Annotated in this window: 22 protein-coding genes; 7 read left to right on the top strand and 15 right to left on the bottom strand. The window is 61.1% G+C overall.

What is annotated here, in order from left to right; genetic code table 11:
• Positions 1-106: 106 nt before the first annotated feature.
• Positions 107-1,078, bottom strand: a complete 972-nt coding sequence (locus ACHIRB_RS15630; protein ID WP_395124057.1) for a lipase family protein — start codon at positions 1,076-1,078, stop codon at positions 107-109.
• 424 nt (positions 1,079-1,502) lie between these two features.
• On the opposite strand from ACHIRB_RS15630, the gene ACHIRB_RS15625 reads away from it, so the two are divergent.
• The 3 genes from ACHIRB_RS15625 to ACHIRB_RS15615 all read left to right on the top strand — a co-directional run bounded on the left by ACHIRB_RS15625 (position 1,503) and on the right by ACHIRB_RS15615 (position 4,157).
• Positions 1,503-2,177: a TetR/AcrR family transcriptional regulator gene (locus ACHIRB_RS15625; protein ID WP_395112106.1), complete on the top strand. Its 675-nt coding sequence runs from the start codon at positions 1,503-1,505 to the stop codon at positions 2,175-2,177.
• Positions 2,177-2,608, top strand: a complete 432-nt coding sequence (dtd, locus tag ACHIRB_RS15620; protein ID WP_395112107.1) for a D-aminoacyl-tRNA deacylase — start codon at positions 2,177-2,179, stop codon at positions 2,606-2,608. The genes ACHIRB_RS15625 and dtd overlap by 1 nt, the downstream gene beginning before the upstream one ends.
• A 109-nt stretch (positions 2,609-2,717) precedes the next feature.
• The gene (locus ACHIRB_RS15615; protein ID WP_395124058.1) at positions 2,718-4,157 is read left to right on the top strand and encodes a hypothetical protein; all 1,440 of its coding nucleotides are present in this window, start codon (positions 2,718-2,720) and stop codon (positions 4,155-4,157) included.
• A gap of 24 nt (positions 4,158-4,181) precedes the next feature.
• On the opposite strand, the gene map is transcribed toward ACHIRB_RS15615, so the two are convergent.
• From map to rpsH, 9 genes are all read right to left on the bottom strand, one after another.
• Positions 4,182-4,979 carry a type I methionyl aminopeptidase gene (map, locus tag ACHIRB_RS15610; protein ID WP_395124059.1) on the bottom strand — a complete coding sequence of 266 codons (798 nt, stop codon included), beginning with the start codon at positions 4,977-4,979 and terminating at the stop codon, positions 4,182-4,184.
• A 16-nt stretch (positions 4,980-4,995) separates the two neighbouring features.
• Positions 4,996-5,541, bottom strand: a complete 546-nt coding sequence (locus ACHIRB_RS15605; RefSeq protein WP_395112110.1) for an adenylate kinase — start codon at positions 5,539-5,541, stop codon at positions 4,996-4,998.
• Positions 5,538-6,860, bottom strand: coding sequence for a preprotein translocase subunit SecY (gene secY, locus ACHIRB_RS15600; RefSeq protein WP_199703345.1), 1,323 nt, complete (start codon positions 6,858-6,860; stop codon positions 5,538-5,540). The genes ACHIRB_RS15605 and secY overlap by 4 nt, the downstream gene beginning before the upstream one ends.
• A 212-nt stretch (positions 6,861-7,072) precedes the next feature.
• Positions 7,073-7,519, bottom strand: coding sequence for a 50S ribosomal protein L15 (rplO, locus tag ACHIRB_RS15595; RefSeq protein ID WP_199703346.1), 447 nt, complete (start codon positions 7,517-7,519; stop codon positions 7,073-7,075).
• A 2-nt stretch (positions 7,520-7,521) separates the two neighbouring features.
• Positions 7,522-7,701, bottom strand: a complete 180-nt coding sequence (gene rpmD, locus ACHIRB_RS15590; protein WP_199703347.1) for a 50S ribosomal protein L30 — start codon at positions 7,699-7,701, stop codon at positions 7,522-7,524.
• Positions 7,694-8,362: a 30S ribosomal protein S5 gene (gene rpsE / locus ACHIRB_RS15585; RefSeq protein WP_199703348.1), complete on the bottom strand. Its 669-nt coding sequence runs from the start codon at positions 8,360-8,362 to the stop codon at positions 7,694-7,696. Before rpsE ends, rpmD begins: the two co-directional genes overlap by 8 nt.
• Before the next feature lie 52 nt (positions 8,363-8,414).
• The gene (rplR, locus tag ACHIRB_RS15580; RefSeq protein WP_395112111.1) at positions 8,415-8,828 is read right to left on the bottom strand and encodes a 50S ribosomal protein L18; all 414 of its coding nucleotides are present in this window, start codon (positions 8,826-8,828) and stop codon (positions 8,415-8,417) included.
• Entirely contained in the window at positions 8,829-9,368 is a 540-nt protein-coding gene (gene rplF / locus ACHIRB_RS15575; RefSeq protein ID WP_199703349.1) for a 50S ribosomal protein L6, read from the bottom strand.
• 14 nt (positions 9,369-9,382) lie between these two features.
• Positions 9,383-9,781 (bottom strand): 30S ribosomal protein S8, encoded by a 399-nt coding sequence (rpsH, locus tag ACHIRB_RS15570; protein WP_199703350.1) that lies wholly within the window; start codon positions 9,779-9,781, stop codon positions 9,383-9,385.
• 308 nt (positions 9,782-10,089) lie between these two features.
• Between rpsH and ACHIRB_RS15565 the strand changes: the two genes are divergently transcribed.
• From ACHIRB_RS15565 to ACHIRB_RS15550, 4 genes are all read left to right on the top strand, one after another.
• Positions 10,090-10,620, top strand: coding sequence for a DUF3558 domain-containing protein (locus ACHIRB_RS15565; protein WP_395112112.1), 531 nt, complete (start codon positions 10,090-10,092; stop codon positions 10,618-10,620).
• Between the two features lie 29 nt (positions 10,621-10,649).
• A complete protein-coding gene (locus ACHIRB_RS15560) occupies positions 10,650-11,033 on the top strand; it encodes a hypothetical protein (protein WP_395112113.1) in 384 nt (127 codons plus the stop codon).
• A 148-nt stretch (positions 11,034-11,181) separates the two neighbouring features.
• Positions 11,182-11,940 carry a DUF222 domain-containing protein gene (locus ACHIRB_RS15555; RefSeq protein WP_395124060.1) on the top strand — a complete coding sequence of 253 codons (759 nt, stop codon included), beginning with the start codon at positions 11,182-11,184 and terminating at the stop codon, positions 11,938-11,940.
• Positions 11,873-12,580: an HNH endonuclease signature motif containing protein gene (locus ACHIRB_RS15550; protein WP_395124061.1), complete on the top strand. Its 708-nt coding sequence runs from the start codon at positions 11,873-11,875 to the stop codon at positions 12,578-12,580. Before ACHIRB_RS15555 ends, ACHIRB_RS15550 begins: the two co-directional genes overlap by 68 nt.
• Before the next feature lie 96 nt (positions 12,581-12,676).
• Here ACHIRB_RS15550 and ACHIRB_RS15545 read toward each other — a convergent pair whose 3' ends face one another.
• The 5 genes from ACHIRB_RS15545 to ACHIRB_RS15525 all read right to left on the bottom strand — a co-directional run bounded on the left by ACHIRB_RS15545 (position 12,677) and on the right by ACHIRB_RS15525 (position 21,487).
• Positions 12,677-13,576 (bottom strand): hypothetical protein, encoded by a 900-nt coding sequence (locus tag ACHIRB_RS15545; RefSeq protein ID WP_395124062.1) that lies wholly within the window; start codon positions 13,574-13,576, stop codon positions 12,677-12,679.
• A gap of 24 nt (positions 13,577-13,600) precedes the next feature.
• Positions 13,601-16,768, bottom strand: a complete 3,168-nt coding sequence (locus ACHIRB_RS15540; RefSeq protein ID WP_395124063.1) for a type I restriction endonuclease subunit R — start codon at positions 16,766-16,768, stop codon at positions 13,601-13,603.
• Positions 16,765-18,498: an ATP-binding protein gene (locus tag ACHIRB_RS15535; protein WP_395124086.1), complete on the bottom strand. Its 1,734-nt coding sequence runs from the start codon at positions 18,496-18,498 to the stop codon at positions 16,765-16,767. Before ACHIRB_RS15535 ends, ACHIRB_RS15540 begins: the two co-directional genes overlap by 4 nt.
• A 153-nt stretch (positions 18,499-18,651) precedes the next feature.
• On the bottom strand, positions 18,652-19,872 hold the full coding sequence (locus tag ACHIRB_RS15530; RefSeq protein ID WP_395124064.1) for a restriction endonuclease subunit S: 1,221 nt from the start codon (positions 19,870-19,872) through the stop codon (positions 18,652-18,654).
• Positions 19,865-21,487: a class I SAM-dependent DNA methyltransferase gene (locus tag ACHIRB_RS15525; protein WP_395124065.1), complete on the bottom strand. Its 1,623-nt coding sequence runs from the start codon at positions 21,485-21,487 to the stop codon at positions 19,865-19,867. Before ACHIRB_RS15525 ends, ACHIRB_RS15530 begins: the two co-directional genes overlap by 8 nt.
• Between the last annotated feature and the right edge of the window lie 6 nt (positions 21,488-21,493).

The raw sequence follows: 21,493 nt of genomic DNA, 5'->3' as shown, positions 1-21,493 counted from the left end.
TGATACCGGCATTTGCTCACCAGGCCAAATGGCCTCACCTGGGATCGAGACCCGACGAGACGGTCCGGCGACGCGGCCTGGCGCACCGTCAAGAGGCCAGGTGCGGTCAGCAGACACGAGGACCCGGATCCGCACCGGCAACGACAGCCGTCAACCACGCGACGGTACCTAGCTCCGGGATGATTTCGGCACTGATGTGCTCGGTCGCGGGCACCTTTATATACCGCAGTTCCACCCCCGCCGCGCAGTACTTCGCTGCGACGGGATCGCTAGCGAACTCGGCTGGCAACAACTGGTCCGTAGTGGAATGCCACATCAGGATCGGCATCCGAGGCATCACCGCAGGCTGGCCGAGGCTCGATTCCCGCAGCACACGTTGCAACACCGGATTCTGCAGAACAGCCTGATCTTTCAGATACTCGCCGACTGGACGTGGCAGCGTCGTGAAGAAAGTTGTGTAGAGGCAGCGATCGCTGAGGTCCTCCAATACCCGCAATCCGTCCTCGGTCAGGTTCGACCGCAGCACCTCGTCGAAGTCCGGATACTCACGCGCAAGTCCGGACACCGCGAGCCATCCTGTGAAGTTCGCTTGAAACTGCTTGCCGGACATCGCGAACGGCGCGATCTCGACCTTGTCGCCAGGCACACCGCCCTGCGCGCTCGCCCGGATGTTCAACTCGGGTGCGTAGGAACCATGAGCTTCCGCGGCCGACGCCGTCGAGTTTCCGCCGCCCGAATACCCCCACATGCCGATCGGCGCCCGCTCCAGGCCCATCCCTGCCCGCTGCGTCGCACGAATTCCGTCGAGGACCATGTATCCCTCGCTCGGCGACATGATCGTGTTCTTCTTGCCGTCGAAGTCGGGCATCGTGACGGCCATCCCTGCAGCGAGGAATTGGCCCATCAACGACGTCTCTTTCATCAGGCCCGTGCGAATGGTGAAGGACGGATTGCAATGCGAGCCGAGGCCGTCGATCGCCTCCTGATAGGAGATCAACGGACGCTCCCCCGGACCGATCCACGGAATACCGGGTACGAGAACGGTTGTCGCCGTCGCAAGCGGATTACCCCCGCGCATCCGTGCTCCGGTAGAGCAACTGCTTTGCATACACGGGGATAGGGATCGCGAGGAAAGGTCTGAATCTCGCGCGTACGGATGATGTCGCCGTTGTTCAGTGAGCCGAAATCGGCGGGATCGTCGTACCACGCGTCCTTGGCTGGGACGGGTACGGGCACGAAGGGATAGATATCGGCTTCGTTTGGCAGGGGCGGCAACGGAAAGTCCCTGGCTGCGGCCGGAGGCGCGAGCAGCGTCGCCAACACCAGCGCCGAGGCCAGAAGCGGCACAGCCCCCAGCGCTGTGCCGATTCCGAACCTGCGTCGATCGCCGGAAGATCGCATGCCAACCCCATCGTCGCGCGTACGGTAAGGCTCACACTACAACATGGTCAACAGTTATAAACAAGCCATCTTGTTCATAAAAGATAAAGTAGTTTCGAAAGATGGTCAGCGCCGCAAGATCTTCAGCCACCGTTGGGCAGCCGACGCAAGGTCGACGAATCCGCGGCCTCGACGCCGATCAGCGCCGATTGCAACGCCGCGATCACCTACTCGACGCAGCAACCGCGCTGTTCGCCGAACGTGGCTACCACAACACGGCGATCGAACAGATCTGCCAGAACGCCTTCGTCGGGACCAAAGCGTTCTACGAACTGTTCGAAAACAAGGAAGCCCTCTATATTGCGTTGCTTGCGCAGGTCAGCGAGCAGATCGAAGCACGTGTGGTCGCTGAACTCGCCGTTGCTCCCGACGACGAAACCGACGCCGTCACGTCTGTGATCTCGGCGTTCGCGCACGCGCTCGTCGATGATCCTCGCGTTGCTCGCGTCACCTTCGGCGAAGCAGCAGGCATCTCCCCCGCAGTGGAACGGCAACGCCGAAAGAATCGGCGTTGGGCCGCCGCCTTCCTCCAACAACTGTGGAGGCAATACGACGCGGACTCGACGACGACCGATTACCGCGCGCTCGCCATCGCAACGATCGGCGGAATGTTCGAACTCGTCGCCGACTGGTTGCAGCCAGACGGCAATTCGTCGACCGTCGAAGGCCTCGTCGACGACCTGACAACGTTTGCAGCGACGGTGCGACGTGGGATCGCCGACGCGAATACACGCTGATGCGGGTGTTGCTGCAGCGGGTCACGGCGGCGTCGGTGACGGTCGATGGTGTGCGGGTCGGCAGCATCGAACCCGACGGCCACGGGCTGGTGGCGCTCGTCGGGGTGACGCACACGGATTCGGTCGACGACGCGCAGACGCTCGCCCGCAAGACGTGGACGCTCCGCATCCTCGACTCCGAGGAATCAGCCTCCGACGTCGGGGCGCCGATTCTTGTGGTCAGCCAGTTCACGCTCTACGCCGATACCCGCAAGGGTCGACGTCCCTCCTGGTCGAACGCCGCCCCCGGCCCGGTCGCCGAACCGCTCGTCGACGCATACGCTGCCGAACTACGCTCGCTCGGAGCGAGCGTCGCGACGGGATCCTTCGGCGCGAACATGCAGGTCAGCCTCGTCAACGACGGGCCGGTGACGGTGCTCCTCGAAACGTGACGGCCATCGGCGTGCACGCAATCGGGTCGGGATGCGTCAGGTCGCCTTGCACACCGACCACGAACGGCGCATTCCGATCGTCCGAATTGCGTCACGGTAGGTTCAGCGGGTGTCGCCGAACCTCCGTGAGCTGATCAACGCCCTTGCCGCCCTCGCCACCGGCGCACTCGCCGGTTTCGTCCTGGCGGACGCCCGCGGCGGCACCTGGGGGTTCGTCGCAAGCCCCGGACAGATCGAACGGTGGCAGGCGAGCGTCGCGGACAGCGTTGCAATAGGCATCGCGCTCGCCATACCAGCGTGTGCCCTGATGGCGTATAAGGGTTCTCGTCGGCTTGCCTGGATATCGATCGTCGCACTCGCATCGATCGTCACCGGACTCACGATTAGTCGCGCAGGCGGAGCAACCATCGATTTCGCAATCGCCGTCCAATACGTCCGGGCTGGCGCGGCAGGTTTGATACTCGGCTGCGCCACGGCTGCGGTGTGGGGTCGTATAAGTGGTCAGCTTGCAGTCGCGATCGGCACACTGTCGGCGTATCTCCTTGCGCGAGCATGGATCAAGTCAGGCGATCTCGGTGCTGCCGCAGCACAATTCGGCGATCCGCCACGGACGCTGATGTTCGTTGCCATCGTCCTGGCTGTTGCGGCGGCCGTGACGGCGCAATCGGCGTATCGGCTGCAGCGCCTCGACGCGAGAACGATCAGGTGGGCCGTAGCCGCTGCGATCGCATTCGTCGTCGTCAATCGACTGCTGTTCTCCTGGATCACCGATCAGCCACTGGACTCGAGGTTCGGAACTTGGGTTGTCATCGGCATCTCGATTGCAGTCGTGCTTGTCCTCGTCGATCTGATTGCCCGCGCTGTGTCGCGACCCAACGGGCAGTTCCTGCTTGTTGCTACCGCCGTCGCTGCCGGCGCGACGCTCGTCCTCAACGATGTTCGCCAGGCCTACCTCACGGTCGACACCTGGTGGATCGTCATCGTCGGAATCGTCGCCGTCGCTGTGGGTTTACGGATTTCGGTGCTCTGGAAGCACCCCATCGCGGGTCTTGGCGTCATGGCTGTCGTGCCGCTGGTCGCTGCAATCTGGCCCGACTTCGGAACCGACGGTCCGCTTCTCGTCATTCGCGTGGCTATCGTTGGACTCGGTGCCGCGCACGCGCTCGGCTCGACCTTCGCGGCAGACTCCGCATTCGCGACCTTCGGACTAGCGATTCCTTATGCCGCAACGGTCTTCACCGTGGCTGCGGCGGGCCCGCCAAGATATGTCATCGAAGGAACGACGTCCTACAAAGGCTCGTACGAACCCCTGATTGGTGTGCCCGCGTCACAGGAAGTCACCCAGGAGTTGAGCGCTGGCATTTCGCTTCGACTGCAAGCGCGGGGAGACTCCACATCGATGGACGGCGAGATGATATTCGGCCGCGGAGTGTCGCTTCCCAAGCACCCGGCCGATCTCGACGACCACCTCGGCCCCATCGCGATGTTGCTTGCCATGGCGTTCTGTGTCGTCGGCGTCGTGACGTTGCCGAAAAAGAATGCGGCCTGAGACCAGCGGGCCCAAGACCGGAACTTACTCCAGGCGGAGCGTAAGAATCCGCGGACCGTTTTCGGTGACCGCCACGGTGTGTTCCCAGTGCGCGCTGCGGCTGCCGTCGGTGGTGACGACGGTCCAGTCGTCGTCGAGAACGGCGGTGCGAGTGGTCCCAAGCGTGAGCATCGGTTCGATGGCAAGCACCGAGCCGACGACCAGCTCCGGCCCCTTGCCAGGGGCGCCTTCGTTCGGAAGGAACGGGTCCATGTGCATGCTGCGGCCGATACCGTGCCCGCCGTAGCCGTCGACAATTCCGTACTTGCGACCGTGCTCGACCTCGGCCGCCCGCGTTCCGAGTTCGATGGCGTGGGAGATATCGGTGAGCCGATTGCCCGCGATCATGGCGGCGATACCGGCGTCCATCGACAGTCGAGTGGCTTCGCTGAGCAGCCGGTCGGCTTCGATGATCTCGCCGACGCCGAAGGTCCACGCCGAGTCGCCGTGCCAACCATCGAGGATGGCACCGCAATCGATGGAGACGAGATCACCTTCGACGACGATGTCGTCGGCAGACGGGATGCCGTGCACAACTCGCTCGTTGATAGACGAGCAGATCGAGCCGCTGAAACCGTGGTAGCCCTTGAACGACGGGACCGCACCTGCATCACGGATCACCTGCTCGGCGACCGCGTCGAGTTCGAGAGTCGAAACCCCCGGCTTGGTGTGCTTGCGAACGGCAACAAGTGCCGCGCCGACGATCGCGCCCGCAGCAGCCATGGCGTCGAGCTCGCCGGCCGACCGGAACGGAACGACCTTACGTTTGCGGCCCAAGCCCATCAGTTACTCGAGCCCATCAGTGGCCCAGCGCGGCCAGTGCTCGTGCGTTGACCTCTTCGACCTCGCCTATACCGTCGACGGTCACGACGATTCCGTCGTAGTGGTCGAGGAGTGGAGCGGTCTCTTCGCGGTACACCCGGAGTCGGTTGCGAATCACGTCTTCGCTGTCGTCTGCACGGCCACGTGCCAGCATCCGTTCGACGACGACATCTTCGTCGACCGAGAGGGACAGCACTGCATCGAGCTTGTTGTCCAAGTTCTGCAGGATGCCTTCGAGGGCTTCGGCCTGATCGACCGTGCGCGGGAAGCCGTCGAGGACGAAGCCGTTCTCGGCGTCCGGTTCTGCTACTCGTGCTTCGACCATGCGGTTGGTGATCGAGCTGGGAACGAGGTCGCCCGCGTCGAGGTAACGCTTCGCTTCGAGGCCCACAGGCGTCTCTTGGCCGATGTTCGCGCGAAAGAGGTCACCGGTCGAAATGTGTGGAACGCCGAGCTTTTCGGAAATCAGAACAGCCTGTGTGCCTTTGCCGGCACCGGGAGGCCCGAGAAGTACAAGTCTCACTTGAGGAACCCTTCGTAATTGCGCTGCATAAGCTGGCTTTCGATCTGCTTCACGGTGTCGAGGCCGACGCTCACCATGATGAGCACCGCCGTGCCACCGAACGGCAGGTTCTGCGGTCCGCCCGACGAACCGATGTCGAGGAACAAGTTGGGCAGAACGGCAACGGTACCGAGGTAAATCGAGCCAGGAAGCGTAATGCGACTCAGAACATGATTCAGGTAATCAGCGGTGGGTCGACCCGGTCTGATTCCCGGGATGAAGCCACCGAATTTCTTCATTTCGTCGGCGCGCTCTTCTGGGTTGAACGTGATCGCCACATAGAAGTAGGTGAAGAAGACGATCAAGCCGAAGTAGATCGCGATGTACACCGGGTTGCTCGGGTTGACGAGGTACTGCTGGATCAGCTTTTGCCACCAGCTTGGATCAGGCGTCGTGTTCGACGCCGTGAGCTGCGCGATCAAGTTGGGAAGATAAAGCAGGGACGACGCGAAGATCACCGGGATGACGCCGGCCTGGTTGACCTTCAACGGCAGGTACGTCGACGAACCGCCGTACATCTTGCGACCGACCATCCGCTTGGCGTACTGCACCGGGATCCGGCGCTGACCCTGCTCGACGAATACGACCGCCGTGATGATGAGGAAAGCGGCAACACAGACGAGCGCGAAGACCAACCCGCCGCGGCTGTCCAGAATCGACTTGCCTTCGGTCGGGATACGCGATGCGATGCCCGCGAAGATCAGCAGCGACATGCCGTTGCCGACGCCACGTTCGGTGATCAGCTCGCCGAACCACATGACGAGCGCAGCGCCCGCAGTCATGACGAGAACGATGATGACGAGACCGAAGATGCTCTGGTCAGCGATGATGTCCTGCTGGCAACCCTGCAGCAGCTGACCGCGCGACGCGAGTGCAACAAGGCCGGTCGCCTGCAGGATGGCGAGGGCGATCGAGAGATAGCGCGTGTACTGCGTCATCTTCGCCTGGCCGGACTGGCCCTCCTTGCGGAGTTCCTCGAACCGCGGAATGACCACGGTGAGGAGCTGAACGATGATGCTCGCGGTGATGTACGGCATGATGCCGATCGCGAAAACGGACAGCTGCAGCAGCGCGCCGCCCGAGAAAAGGTTGATGAGCTGGTAGATACCAGCGGAGTCGCCGCCGGAGACTTGCTCGATACACGCCTGGACGTTTCCGTAGTCGACACCGGGCGACGGCAGAGCCGCACCGAAGCGATACAAGGCAACAAGCCCCAGCGTGAAGAGGATCTTCCGCCGCAAGTCCGGGGTCCTGAAAGCCGACACGAAGGCGGAAAGCACAGATCCTCCTAGCGGGCGGGGTGTAGTAAGGAGCTAGCTCCTCAACACCGCCGCGTCGTGGCTCGATCGACAGAGCCAATACCTGGCACGTCTAGACAGACAACTCTTGAACTCTAACAGTGGCTTCGATGGGCTTCGCTGCCACGATCAGGTCATGACAACCGAAGGGCCGTGCGACAGCACGAAGCTGCCGCACGGCCGATCGAATCGAGCTACTTTCCGAGCTCGGTGGCCGAGCCACCTGCTGCGGTGATCTTTTCCTTCGCCGAGGCGGAGACCTTGTTGACGGTTACCGTGATGGCAACGTCGATGTCTCCCTCGCCGAGGACCTTCACCAGCTGGTTCTTGCGAACCGCTCCGGCTGCGACGAGTTCCTCGATACCGACGGTGCCACCCTGTGGGAACAGTTTGGCGATCGCGCCGACATTGACGACCTGGTACTCGGTGCGGAAGGGGTTGGTAAAGCCCTTGAGCTTGGGCAGCCGCATGTGCAGCGGCATCTGCCCACCCTCGAAACGCGCAGGCACGTTCTTACGTGCCTTCGTGCCCTTGGTACCGCGGCCCGCGGTCTTGCCCTTCGAGCCGTCACCACGACCGACGCGAGTCTTGTCGGTCTTGGCACCCGGCGCAGGCTTGAGATGATGCAACTTGATGGTCATTTTCAGACCTCCTCAACTGTGACGAGGTGGCGCACCGTGTTGATCAAGCCACGGTTCTGCGCGTTGTCCTCGCGTACAACAGTCTGCCGAATACCCCGTAGACCGAGGGTACGAAGGCTGTCCTGCTGATTCTTCTTGGCGCCGATCTTGCTCTTGATCTGTGTGACTTTGAGATCAGCCATGGCTTGTTGCTCCTGCCTGTGCACGCGCACGCAGCATGCCGGCCGGGGCAACGTCCTCGATCGGCAGACCGCGACGGGCCGCAACCTCTTCCGGACGCTGCAGCGACTTGAGAGCTGCAACCGTCGCATGCACGACGTTGATCGCGTTGTCGCTACCGAGCGACTTGGACAGGATGTCGTGAATTCCCGCGCACTCCAGCACGGCACGGCACGCGCCACCGGCGATGACGCCGGTACCCGGGCTGGCCGGACGCAGCATGACAACGCCTGCCGCGGCCTCACCCTGAACCGGGTGCACGATGGTGCTGCCGATCATCGGAACGCGGAAGAAGCTCTTGCGTGCCTCTTCGACGCCCTTCTGAATGGCTGCGGGAACTTCCTTGGCCTTGCCGTAACCGACACCGACCAATCCGTTGCCGTCACCGACGATCACGAGGGCGGTGAAGCTGAAGCGACGACCACCCTTCACGACCTTCGACACACGGTTGATGGCTACGACGCGCTCGAGATGATTGCTCTTCTCTGCGGCGTTGCCACCACGGGAATCACGACGATCGCCGCGGCCGCCTTCGCGTCCACCGCCACCACCACGGTTATCCGTGCTCGGACCATTTGCTCCGGCGGGTCCGCTTCCGCCGTCACGCCTTTGACGTCCCGGCATCAGGCTTTCCTTCCGTTCTGCAATTGTGCTGACTTGTTGATAGAAGTGCGCATCAGAACTTCAACCCACCTTCGCGGGCTGCGTCTGCAAGCGCTGCAACGCGGCCGTGGTAGCCGTGGCCACCGTGGTCGAAGACCACCGTGTCCACACCGGCAGCCTTGGCGCGCTCGGCGATCAGCTGACCGACCTTCGCGCTCAGGGCCTTCTTGTCGCCCTCGGCGCCACGCAGGTCGGTTTCGGTCGTCGACGCGGCCGCAAGGGTGCGGCCGGCGAGATCGTCCACCAACTGAACGTGGATGTGGCGAGAAGACCGGTTGACCACGAGACGCGGACGTTCCGGGGTGCCGGAGATCTTCTTGCGCAGACGGAAGTGACGACGAGCCTTCGACAGTCGACGGACCGTCGAGGCATCCTTGCCGAGCGGCGTACGCTTCGGCGCTGCTGTGCTTTTCGCGGATGTTGTCATTTACTTACCCGTCTTTCCGACCTTGCGGCGGATCTGCTCACCCTCGTAGCGAATGCCCTTGCCCTTGTACGGGTCGGGACGACGCAAGCGACGGATGTTGGCCGAAATCTGGCCGACCTTCTGCTTGTCGATACCGGAAATCGAGAATCGGGTCGGCGTCTCGACGGCAAACGTGATGCCTTCGGGAGCCTCGATCGGGACCGGGTGGCTGTAGCCGAGCGCGAACTCTAGGTTCTGGCCCTTCAACGCGACACGGTAACCGACGCCGTGAATCTCCATTTTCCGCGTGTAACCCTGTGTGACACCGGTGATCAGGTTCGCAACGAGGGTCCGGGTCAGACCGTGCAGCGCACGGCTGCGACGCTCGTCGTCCGGCCGAGTGACGCTGAGCGCGCCGTCCTCGCCCTTGGCGATGCTGATCGGCTCGGCCACCGTGAGTGCAAGAGATCCCTTGGGACCCTTGACCGCAACGTTCTGGCCGTCGATGTTCACGTCAACGCCCGCAGGGACGGTGATCGGGAGCTTTCCAATACGTGACATTGTCGTAGCCTCCCTTACCAGACGTAGGCGAGAACTTCCCCGCCCACTCCCTGCTTGGCTGCCTGACGCTCCGTGAGCAGACCTGTGGACGTGGAGATGATCGCCACGCCGAGGCCGCCGAGAACCTTGGGCAAGTTGGTGGACTTCGCGTAGACCCGGAGACCGGGCTTGCTGACGCGACGGACGCCGGCGAGGCTGCGCTCGCGGCTTGGGCCGTACTTGAGGTCGACGATGAGGGTCTTGCCCACCTCGGCTGCCTCTGTGCGGTAGTCGGAGATGTAGCCCTCGCGCTTCAAGATCTCGGCAATGTTCTCCTTGATCTTCGAATGCGGCAGCTTCACCTCATCGTGGTACGCCGAGTTGGCGTTGCGCAGACGTGTCAGAAAGTCTGCGATCGGATCGGTCATGGTCATGGTTCGACCTCGACACCTTTCTCGCTGCGGTTCCCATCCAACACCGTTCGCACGGTCGTGGGCCTACAACAATTCGGCTGGCCGGGAGGCAATTACCTAACCGGCATGAGTTCGGAGCACAGGCATGGCTGGACAGCACGAGCCTGGGCAACCGCTCTAGTGTAGGCAAACCTTGCAGTCAGTCCAAATCGGTCTCGACCGTATTCCGGCACCTCGGAGCCGCTTCGTCGTTCAGTCGCATGATTCGATGGAACCGATCGGCCCCGACCGGCGTCCAACCCAGTGTCATCCGTTTCGATTGGAGCTGTATGCGACTGCGCACCTGGGCGCTCCGCTCTTTGGCGCTCTGCGGCACCGCGCTGCTGGCTGCGGGGTGTTCGACCACGACGCCAGGTTCGCCGGTCGCAAGCTCAACCGCACCTCTCGAGTTGTTCGATCCATGCGGGATCCCCGACGACGCTCTGCGGTCCGCCGGGGTGGATCCAGCGACGGAGCGGGAAGGTATAGCCGGCGCGGAGTTCGAGGGGTGGAAAATTTGCAGATGGGAAGCTACCGCCGGCTGGTACTTCATGCGCGTCTACTCGACCAGCCACAGCCTCGACGAGATGCAGCGCAACACAGAATTCACGAGGTTCAGCAGTACAGCGGCTGGTACTCGCGATGGAGTTACGGCCGTCAACGTTGGCAGGGAGGCCGAGACCTGCAACTTCGGCTTTGCTGTCGCCCAGGGACTGATCATGGTTAGCGTCGCAGCGCGGTCCCAAGTGGCAACACCCGAAGACCCCTGTACTACTGCGATTCTCCGAACGAAAGACCTCGATAACGAACTCCCTCGCTGAACAGCCTTGCAAGACCTTGAAAGGACGCCGTGACTGAACCGACTGACGTCAAGCACCTCTGGGCTCGATTGCAGAACGCCGCCTCGACTGGTGAGCTACTTCTTGAAGAAGGTGTAGCTGCCGAAGTTGCAGCCGCGTGCGAGGAGCTGATTCAGGGCTACGGTCGCCTCATCGACGACGCTACATCCCTTCAATCTGTTCGCGGTTTCGGCGAAATCGAGTCCGGTGTGCAACTCGCTCAGAAATTCAGCAGGAAGGCCGTCGGCGGCCACGACGCACTGGTCGATCGACTCGAGGAGCACATCGCCATCGTGACAATGATCCAGCAGACCGTCACGACCGCGGCTGCAAAGATCGAAGGCGAGGACCACATGCTTACCGCCCACTTGTCGACGATCGATCCCCAACTCTGATCGTCGCTCTCGCCCTCGCCCAGGCCGTCTTCGTAACATCCGTCCCAGAATTCACCCAGGTAAGCCCTGACCCATCTGTCACGAATACTGTTGCAGCCCAGCACCTCTGCTCCCGAAATGTGTCGGTGGGTGGCGATAAACTTCGATCATGCTTTCGAACCCGACACCGCACCCCGCCACGGCGGTGGAAGCTGCGATGGTCGCGTTCGAAACAGCTCTGCAAGGTTTACGTGACGTCGGATTCGGCGAACTGTCGAACAACCGTCAGCGTCTCGACCTCGTGCAACGACTCGAAACCGGGACACGCACCACCGCCGGTTTCCAAACCACCCTGATCGCCAAAATGCAGGAACAATGGATCCCCGGCGAACTCGGCGACTACCGCCTCGCCGACGTCCTCGCCGACACCCTGCGGATCTATCCGAGCGAAGCCAAAGCACGCCGCAAGATCGCCGAAGACCTCGGACCCCGCACCGGATTCTCCGGCGCACCCCTCGACCCGGTCTACCCGAACACCGCCGCAGCCCACCGTGACGGAGCGATCGGCCGAGCCCACATCACCGTGATCCGCGAATTCTTCGCCCAGGTCCCCAGCTACGTCGATGCCGAGACCCGCGACCAAGCCGAAGCCAAACTTGCCGAACAAGCCCGGATTCTGCGGCCCGACCAGCTCCGCCGCGCCGCCAACCGGATCCTGGCCTACCTCAACCCCGACGGCAACGCACCCGAAGTCGACCGCGAACGCAAACGCAGCTTCACCCTCGGCAAACAAGGCACCGACCTGATGACGAAAGGGGAGTTTCTGCGTCGACCCCGAACTACGCGCCTACCTCGAAGCGATGTTCGCGAAATACGCGAAACCCGGCGTAGCAAACCCGCACGACACCGACTCCACCGTCGATGCTGAACCCGCCGACGAGGTAGCCAAACGGGATGAACGCTCGGTCGGGCAACGCCAACACGACGGGTTGAAAATGGTGCTCCGTGACGCGCTCGCCTCCGGCACGTTGGGCCAGCATCGTGGACTGCCGGTCACCGTCGTGGCGACCATGACGGTCAAAGAGCTCGAAGACGCCACCGGGCAGGCCATCACCGGCGGTGGATCGCTACTTCCCATCCGCGATGTTGTCAGAATGGCCGCCCACGCCCATCACTACCTCGCCCTGTTCGACGACGACGGCCGCCCCATCTACCTCGGCAGATCCAAACGCATCGCGCAGGGCGATCAGCGTCTGGTCCGCTACGCCCAAGACAAAGGCTGCACCTTCCCCGCATGTTGGCGACCATCCAGCATGTGTCAGTGTCATCATTGCCGGGAATGGGTCGCCGAACTCGGGCGCACGGATGTGGATCAGCTTGCGCTGGTGTGTGATTCGCATCATCGGTTGGCCGGGGTGAAAGACACCGACTGGAACACCATCGTCGCAGGACCCGATCACAAATATCCCGGCCGGATTCTGTGGGTTCCGCCGAAACACATCGACCCGACCCGAAAACCCCGAATCAATCACTATTTCCATCCCCACGAATACTGGGACCTCGACTGAGCAGTCGCCGAACGGGAAACACGGCTGCCCATCGATCCGGACCAGAATCGGATCGACGAGGTACACGATTCCAACTGCCTCAAACTGACGGCCAGTTCACCATTGACGACCCTGGCCCGGCGGTCCAATCAGGATACGGCCCGGATCCTGCTCGATGCTGGCTACTGCGAAGGCGCGGTCGCGATAGATTTCCTTGTCGCACTCCTCGCCCTCTCGATCGAAGCGGATCTCGCTGATTCTCAACTCGGTAGTGAACGACCACTTCGCCAGATTCTCGACGACGCGTTCCGCGTGTTCACAGCCTTTGCAGTCGCCGAAGGCAGACTTGTCCCCGGAGTCGTCGTAACGCTCGACATGCGCTTCGCAGGGTTCGAACTCCGTCGTATGCACATGGCCGGGATCGGTAAGGTACCCCGTCGGCGGCCATTCGACCTCCATCCATTGGCCCGGTTCCAGCCCGTGAATACCGATCGCCTTCTCCAGCGAGGACCTTTTGTCCGCGTCGGTCCAGCGAATCCGCGGCGGGAGGGCGACATCTTCGATGGGATCAAACCCGTCGTAGTCGCTGGGGTAGCCAAGGGTCTCGACCCACACCGAGGCCTCGTTGGCACGCTGCCTCCAATGTTGTGTACTCGCTGGCCCGGTATCCGCATGTGCGGGATCGATTGGTTCGGTGAACTCGGCTTCCCGGTAAGCCCATGCGTTTTTCAGTTCGTGTACGAGACGGCTAGGAATAAGTCCAACGATGTGCCGTTCGATGACTTCGTCCTGTGCTCGTTCGGACGCATCCCGTGCTGCCTCCACCGCAGCAACTCCTTGCAACGTTTCCGGAAGCTGCTCACGATTCTTCGTGTCCCACAGCTCCGCCGCGACCCGCATCTGCTCATGATGAAGCTCGCGGACGCGTTCGTACCGAGCTTCCTCCTCGACGAAGTCGGGGTTACGTAGATACTTCTCCTGAACCACCGTCAACGCGCGAAACATCCTGTCTGTCATGCTTTCCCCCCTGATTGTCGATCTTTACCGTGCGGCGTATCGCGGCGCCAACGCTTCCATCTGCTCGATGACGAGCTTGATCGCGGCGGGCTGCTTGTCGGGCGGGTACTTGTATTTGACGAGCAATCGCTTGATCGACGACCGCAGCTTGGCGCGTACATCGTCGCGCACTGTCCAATCCATCTTGGTGTCGCGCTGCATCACGAGGACGAGTTCTCGTGCGATATGCGCAAGTACGTCCTCCCCCTGCAACTCGACCGCGGAATCGTTCGTGCTGACGGCATCGTAGAACGCCAGCTCATCGTCGGACAACGGTGGCGCGAAGTGCTTACCTCGGTTTCCCTCGGCTGCAACATCTTTGGCCATCTCGATGAGCTTGGCGATCACCTCGGCCGCAGTCAACTGCTGATTCGTGTACCGGCGCATGAGTTCTGCGATCCGGTCGGAGAACGCCCGTTGACGCACAAGGTTGTGTGCCGCAACCTTTCCCGACTCCTCGACGAGCACGGCGCGTAGCGCCTCGATAGCCAAGTGCGAGTTCGACGCCGCCGTAGCCTTCGCTTCGAAGTCAGGGCCAAGGTCGGATAGCGTCGGCTTCGGCATGCCCGCAGCCTCGTAGATGTCCACGATCTCGCCCGAGGCTGTCGTCGTTGCGACCAATGAAGCAAGCATTCGCTTGATCTCGTCGGGGATGGGTTTGCCTGCGGCCTGTCGTTCAGCCGCGTCGTATTTGCCCATCCAGATTCTGACCTGCTCGTAGAACTTGGCAGTCGGTCGCAACGGTTCGAGTGTGGTGTTGCCTGAACACAATGCCCAGGCTCGGGAAAGCTGGTTTGTCAGTGTGCGGAAACGGTCTCCGAGCGTCGACTCCTCGTCATTTCCTGGTGTTTGCGGCGATCTAAGATAGTTCGTCAAAGCCACCGCAGCCTTGATCCAACTACTCTGCGCTCCAGCGAGTTTGGTGCGCCACGGGTAACCTGCACACAGCTCGTCAAGCTGTGCCAGCAACTCGACCGTCAGCGCGACAGCCTCATCGATGTTCTTTCCGACAGGCTTCGACTCCCGGTCGTCCGCGGTGTACTCGTCGAGTGCCTTGTTGAGGTTCTCGGCAAGCGGTGCATACGCGACAAGCAACCCGGACGGCTTGCCACGAAAGGTTCGGTTCACTCGTGCGAGCGTCTGCATCAGCAGTGCGCCCTTGAGTGGACGGTCCAGATACAGCGTATGCAGCGGCGGCGCGTCGAACCCGGTGAGCATCATGTCTTTGACTATGACGATCTGCAGCGGGTCGTTGGGATCCTTCAACCGCTTCTGGATTACTTTGTTCTGTCCATCACGGCGGACGTGTTTGGCCACTGGCCCTTTGTCTTGCGCGGAACCGGAATACACAACTTTGATGACGCCTTCGTTGACGGCGTCGTCATGCCAGTCGGGACGGAGCTTGACGATCTCGTCGTAGAGATTTGCGCAAATCTCGCGAGTCGCGCCGACGATGAAGGCCTTGCCGGGCGATTCAATGAACTTGCGCATCTCCTCCGACCTTGTGTCCCAATGACTTACGATGTCGGCGGCCAGCGTTGCGAGGCGTTCCGGCGCGCCGTACACGGCGTTGATGACGGCGACGGACTTCTCGATCTGTGCTCGTTCGATGTCGTCGAGTCCGAGCGTTGCTTCGTCGGCGGCCTTGTCGAGATCGTCGTCGGTCACATCTTTCGCGAGCCCGACTCGAATGAGCCTCGGCTCGAAATAGACAGGCACAGTTGCACCGTCGTCGACCGCACGGGTGAGGTCGTAGACGTCGATGTAGTCACCGAATACATCTCGAGTGTTGCGATCCTCGAACGAGATCGGCGTTCCGGTGAATGCGATCAGCGCGGCATTAGGCAGTGCATCCTTGAGATGACGCGCGTAGCCGTCGAGGTCGTCGTAGTGACTGCGATGCGCTTCGTCGACAACGACAATGACGTTGCGACGGTCCGTGAGTAGCGGGTGGTCCGCGCCGGATTCACGTTCGCTCTCGGTGAGTCCAAACTTCTGCAACGTGGTGAAGTAGATGCCACCGGTCGCGCGGTTTGCCAACTCGTCGCGCAACTGCTTGCGCTTGGTCACTTTGACTGGCGCTTCGTCCAGAAGTCTGCTCTGGTTGAAGGTCTCGTACAGTTGGCCGTCGAGTTCCTTACGGTCGGTGATCACGACGATGGTCGGGTTCTTCAGTTTCGGCTGCTGTGCGACCAAGTGCGCGTACAGCTCCATCTCCATCGACTTGCCGGAGCCCTGGGTATGCCATACGACACCTGCCTTGCCGTTGCTCTCAACCGCCAGGACGGTCGAACCGACTGCCTTGGTGACGGCAAAGTACTGGTGTGGCTTGGCAATTCGCTTCGCGTATCCTTCCGCGCCTCCGTCGAATGCTGTGAAGTTGCGTTGCAACTGCAGGAACCGTTCGGTGTTGAATACGCCCTCGATTAGGAACTCGAGTTCTGTACCGAGATGCACGTCGTCGACAGCGTCGCCGAGTTTGACCGGCTTGCCGTCGTCGTCCACGTTCCAGGGTGAGAAGTGCTCGAACGGCGTGAAGGGTGTTCCATAGCGAGCCGTCAGTCCATCGCTCACTACGGTGAGAACTGCAAACCGGAATGCCATCGGGAACTCGCGCAGGTACGTCTGCAGTTGCGCGTGGGCGGCTGGGAGATCGGCTTTCGCCGTGCCGGCCTGCTTGAGTTCGAAGATCGCGATCGGCAAACCATTCAGGTAGGCGACGATGTCGAAGCGTCTGTGCTGCTCCGAGTTCCGGATCGTAACCTGTTGCACGGCAAGAAATTCATTGCCCTCAGGCCGATGACTGACGAGCCGGATTGTCGGATTCTGCTCGATACCATCGGTATCGATGTAGCTGATCCCCTGGTAGCCGTCGACCAGAACGCGGTGTAGTCGATAGTTTTCAGCGATCGGATCCTGCGACTGAGGTGCGATGATCGCGGCGCGAGCCTGGTCGAGATACTCGACCGGCACATTTGGATTGAGTGCACGCATTGCTGCGAGGAGTCGCCCAGAGAGCACGAGGTCATCCCAGGAGGTACGTCCGTTGTCGGTGCCCGGAGCGATTTGCTTGCCGTCGAGTTTTTCCCACTCCTGCGCAGCCAATGCTTCGAGCGCGATCTGCTCCCAATGCGCTTCGCTGAACTCGTTCATTTGTCCCCCTGCCTTTGAATGAGCCGGTAGCTCTGCCGACGGTCGTTTCTTGCGTACTCCCGCTCAACAGCACCACGTTCTATTAACTTGTTCAGCCGCCTGAGCACTGCCTGGTAATTCATGCCCAGCGCCGTCTCCAACGCCTTCGCGGTGTTGAGACCCGCCCGTATCCCCTGCACGATCGCGTCGAGTTCGGCTTCGATCCCGGCACCTTCGATAGACGCTGCTCCATCCGGCACTGAGTCGGCGTCAAGATCACCGATCTCGGCCGATACATTCAATTGGTAACTTGCATAGCGTCTTCCGCCGCCGACGACCGCAAGTTCACGAGAGACCAGGTCTCGTAACGCCGCACCAGCAGTTATTCTGTCAACACCCCACGCTTGCAGCATCGCGTTGGTGACGCGTCCAATGCTTCGCATGATCGCGAGAGCAAGGTGCTGCTGGTCGCTGAGCCCATCCTGGCCGAGTGAACCAATCCACTCGATCACCTCGACTGCAAGCAACGCGTGCTGCGGCACAGTTACGAATACGTGGCCTGGCGTCGCATTGAACGCCGCGGGGCTCATTCCGGCACCTCGCAATGCCGTCATCACATTAGGTAGGCCTGAGCCACGATTCTCACTGATCGAAGCATAGCCTCGACCACCCGCGGGGACGTCGGCGAGCAACTTTGCAAGAGCTACGTTGCGCGACGAGGATCCCTGTTCAGATGTACCGAGCAAGGCGGCCGAGACATCGCCGTAGAGTCCGCCAGTACTTTTCACCACCAGCCGGTCGGGGTACAGCTCGACCTGTAGATGCGAACCACGCGCTCCAGGGCTGTAGTCGCGGTGCATGATCGCATTCACGAGCAATTCACGAACGACGTCGAGCGGGTAATCCCACCGGTCCTCTCGGAACAGCCCCTTGATCACGGCGGCCTTGCGCATGTTGCGTTGCAGGGCGGCTACCGCCTGAGCCAACATCTCAGGAATTGGCCCGTCGATCGTGACATTGTCGAGAAACCGAACGCCCTCGGATGTCTGATCACCTATTTGCAAACCCGGCAAGGCTACGACGGCGATGAATAGCTGGGGAAAGAACTGCTGCGGATACACGCCCAGGCACAAGAGGCCCGCGACCGTCGGCCGGACCACGCCTTCCACGTTGGTGAGAACATTGAGGCGGAGGAGCGCTTCTTCATCCCTCATGGTGCCGAATAGCCGTGGGTGGCGGCTACGTGCGCGCTCGAGCAGTCCACTGACAAGGTCTGGATTGAGGTCGGCGGCAGTCGCGCCGTCGACTGGCTCCATGTCGAATGTTGGTTGAGTGCGGTTCGCGAGCAGCTGCGACACCTCGTAGTTGCTGAGGCCACGATCGCCATCGCCACTTCGAATGTATGACCCGTTGTAGTGGCCGCGGGCCTTTACGTAACAAGGCTTCTCTATCGGATCCAACTCTGCGATGTCCGCGCGGACCACCAGTGCACCTTCGAACTCCTCAATCTCGATCGGCACTCGCAACGGCGGATCGACCAGGTCGGCGCAGGCGAGGGCGAGAGCATCCCGGATAGCCTTTGCATCGAAGCCCGCCGCAGGAGTGAACCCATGTTGCTCGGACAGACCGAGGATGAGGACGCCACCGCCGCCGTTTGCAAAAGCGCTGAGGGTTTCGACGGCATTCTTAGGCCACCCGACCGCCGCCGATTTGACCTCGACATCGGCAAGATCGACCCCTACGCGACGCATACGAGCAACCAACGCTGCGGTTTCCACCCTCGCCCACCTCCACCTTCTCTATACCTTCTCTATCACTCTATCGCGGGGCGTGATAGAGAAGTTTCCCGCGCAAGCACTGTCTCCACGGCGCTCACTCGAACCACATTGTTACGCGGCAAGCGATCAGACGACGTCCGCGGCTGTCTCAGCGTCCTTGATCTTGATTTCCCCGGACATCAAGCGCGGTAGAAGTTCGTCACGCGTACGCGCTAGCACCGCATTTTCTGCACAACTCGCATCGAACTGATCGAGTAACGCGCGCTGCTCCGTGCCTGCCCGGTGCATTTCGCTCCGAGCCAGGATCGGTATTCGAAGTGAGCGAATATCGTTGAGATTTATGTACGGCGCCATGTCGCTCTTGTACATGACCATTTCGGATTGCGCTTTACGGTCGGCACTCCTGAACCACGCAGCGAGATATGCCGGATGAAGTTCGGCCTCATCCTTCACTCGGAAATAGCAAACTTGAGGGCTGTAGACGACCGGTTCCAAGGTCTTCGACACGACCGCAACTCGCCCGACCGTACCTTTCGTTGTCATCACGACGTCGCCCGTTTGGGATCGCTTCGCACCGATCTGTTTGATGTATCCCTTGGATACAAAGTCATCACCATCGGCAAAGCATTGAAGTCCTCTCACGTCGCCCGCACGCAAGATCCGCAGACCGGGCTGGCCATGCTCTAAACGTTTGGTGCGGTAGCCGTCCCCGTACTCAAGAATGGACCTTTCGGCAAGTTCCCCAATAGTGTGCCGGGTCGTCGAATTCCGCTCCGCTGAGAGGAACATCGCGTCCGCCAGCTCAAGTGCGAGCTGTGAAGACCTTTCGTTCGCGCCGATCTTGGCGTCGAGTGCAACCAAAAGCTCAATTAACGCTACGGTGCTTCGGGTCGGGATTGGTATCTTGAAAGCGAAGAAGTCGTCACGGGCCAAACCCATTGTTGTAGTTCCGGTGGCGTGGCCGCGACAATGTTCGCGATACTCGGGCGTCCGAAGCATCCAGTGTACGTAATCAACCGAAAATCGAGAATCGATCACACATAGCCTGACCGTATCTTGCGTTAAGCGACCAACAAGACTCCCCTTCGGTACCATGGCAACAGAACCCAAAAGGTCCGCGGTCTGCGTAACGTCTTTCAAAGACGCGTAAACTTCGCCAGGGTGAACGAGCAGGTTGTCAGGCGACTCGCCACCGTAAGTCTTCAGCTTCTCGCCTCTAAAACCGCCATGCTTTTGTATCGAACCCAAACCGAGCAATACTGGCCCCGGTCGGCCAAGCAACGCGCTCTTGTACGTTGTACCTCGCTGTATCGTCACTACCTCGCCGAGCCTGCAGTACTCATCCATTAATCGACTCCATCTGCTGACGCACAATCTTCTCCAACCGCGAGGATTCGTCGAATGCCGCGAGCAATTCGTTGGACAGCCGAGCTATCTTCTCGTCGATCGGCTCACCATCATCTTCGACATCTGCGGCCCCGACATACCGGCCCGGCGTCAATGCGTAGTCAGCAGCCTTGATCTCCGTTAGCGTCGCGGACCTACAGAACCCCGGAACATCCTCGTAAGCAATACCTTTCGCAACTGCCGAGGCGGACCCCCGCCACGAGTGATAGACGTCGCCTATCCGCACGATCTCCTCATCGGACAACGCCCGCTCTGCTCGATCCACCATGTACCCGAGCTCACGTGCATCGATAAAGAGCACCTGACCCGAACGGTCAACGGACCCTTGCTCACCCGCAGTCTTGTCCTTCGAGAAAAACCACACGCAGACGGGAATCCCTGTACTGCGGAAGAGCTGAGTTGGCAACGCGATCATGCACGACACCAGATCGGCCTCGACGATCTGTGCCCGAATGTCGCCTTCTCCGTTGGAGTTCGACGACATCGAGCCGTTGGCCATCACGACGCCCGCTTTGCCGCCGGACCGCAACTTGGACAAAATATGTTGAATCCACGCGTAGTTCGCGTTGTTGGCGGGAGGAACGCCGAAACGCCAGCGCGAATCTTCCTCGTTGCGCGCCCAATCCTTGATGTTGAAGGGCGGATTGGCCATCACGAAATCCATCTGCAAATCCGCGTGCTGGTCCCGAGCGAACGTATCGCCCCACCGCGCCCCGAGGCCCTTGTTGTCGATGCCGTGGATAGCGAGGTTCATCTTCGCCATACGCCAGGTCTCCTCGACATTCTCTTGGCCGTAGATCGAGACGTTTTTCGGGTCGCCATCGTGGGCGTAGATGAACTTCTCGGTCTGCACAAACATCCCGCCCGACCCACAGCACGGGTCGTACACCCGTCCGCTCGTCGGCTCCAATACTTCGACGATCACCCTGACAACGCTTGGCGGCGTGAAGAACTCACCACCCCGCTTGCCCTCCGCCCTAGCGAAGTTTCCGAGGAAGTACTCGTACACCTCCCCCATCAGATCGCGCGCCTTGTGATCGCCTTGCCTGCTGAACCGCGCGCTGTTGAACAGGTCGATCAGTTCGCCGAGCCGGCGCTGATCGATGTTGTCCTTGTTGAAAAGCCGAGGAAGGGTGCCAACCAACGGTGGATTTTCCTTCATCACAGCATCCATCGCCTCGTCGATCAGTTGGCCGATGTTCTTCGCGGGCTCGCTGCCGACTGCCGGCTTTCCTTTTGCGTTCTCCGCCAGGAAGTTCCAGCGAGCATTCGGCGGCACGACGAATACGCCATACCCGTGGTACTCCTCGGCATCGTCGATCAGATCCTCGATCTGCGACTCATCCATCCCCTCTGCCGCCAACTCGGCCCTGATCACCTCGCGGCGCTCGTCGAAAGCGTCCGACACGTACTTGAGGAACACCAGCCCAAGGATCACGTCCTTGTACTGACTCGATGACAGCGAACCGCGGAGCTTGTCGGCGGCTTTCCACAGCGTGTCCTTCAATTCCTTCATCGTCGAGGGTGCTTGAGGCACTTTCATTTTCGGAGGCACGTCGGC

Source organism: Antrihabitans spumae, from assembly GCF_043944905.1.
Lineage (GTDB): Bacteria > Actinomycetota > Actinomycetes > Mycobacteriales > Mycobacteriaceae > Antrihabitans > Antrihabitans spumae.
This window is presented reverse-complemented; position numbering and strand designations above follow the sequence as displayed.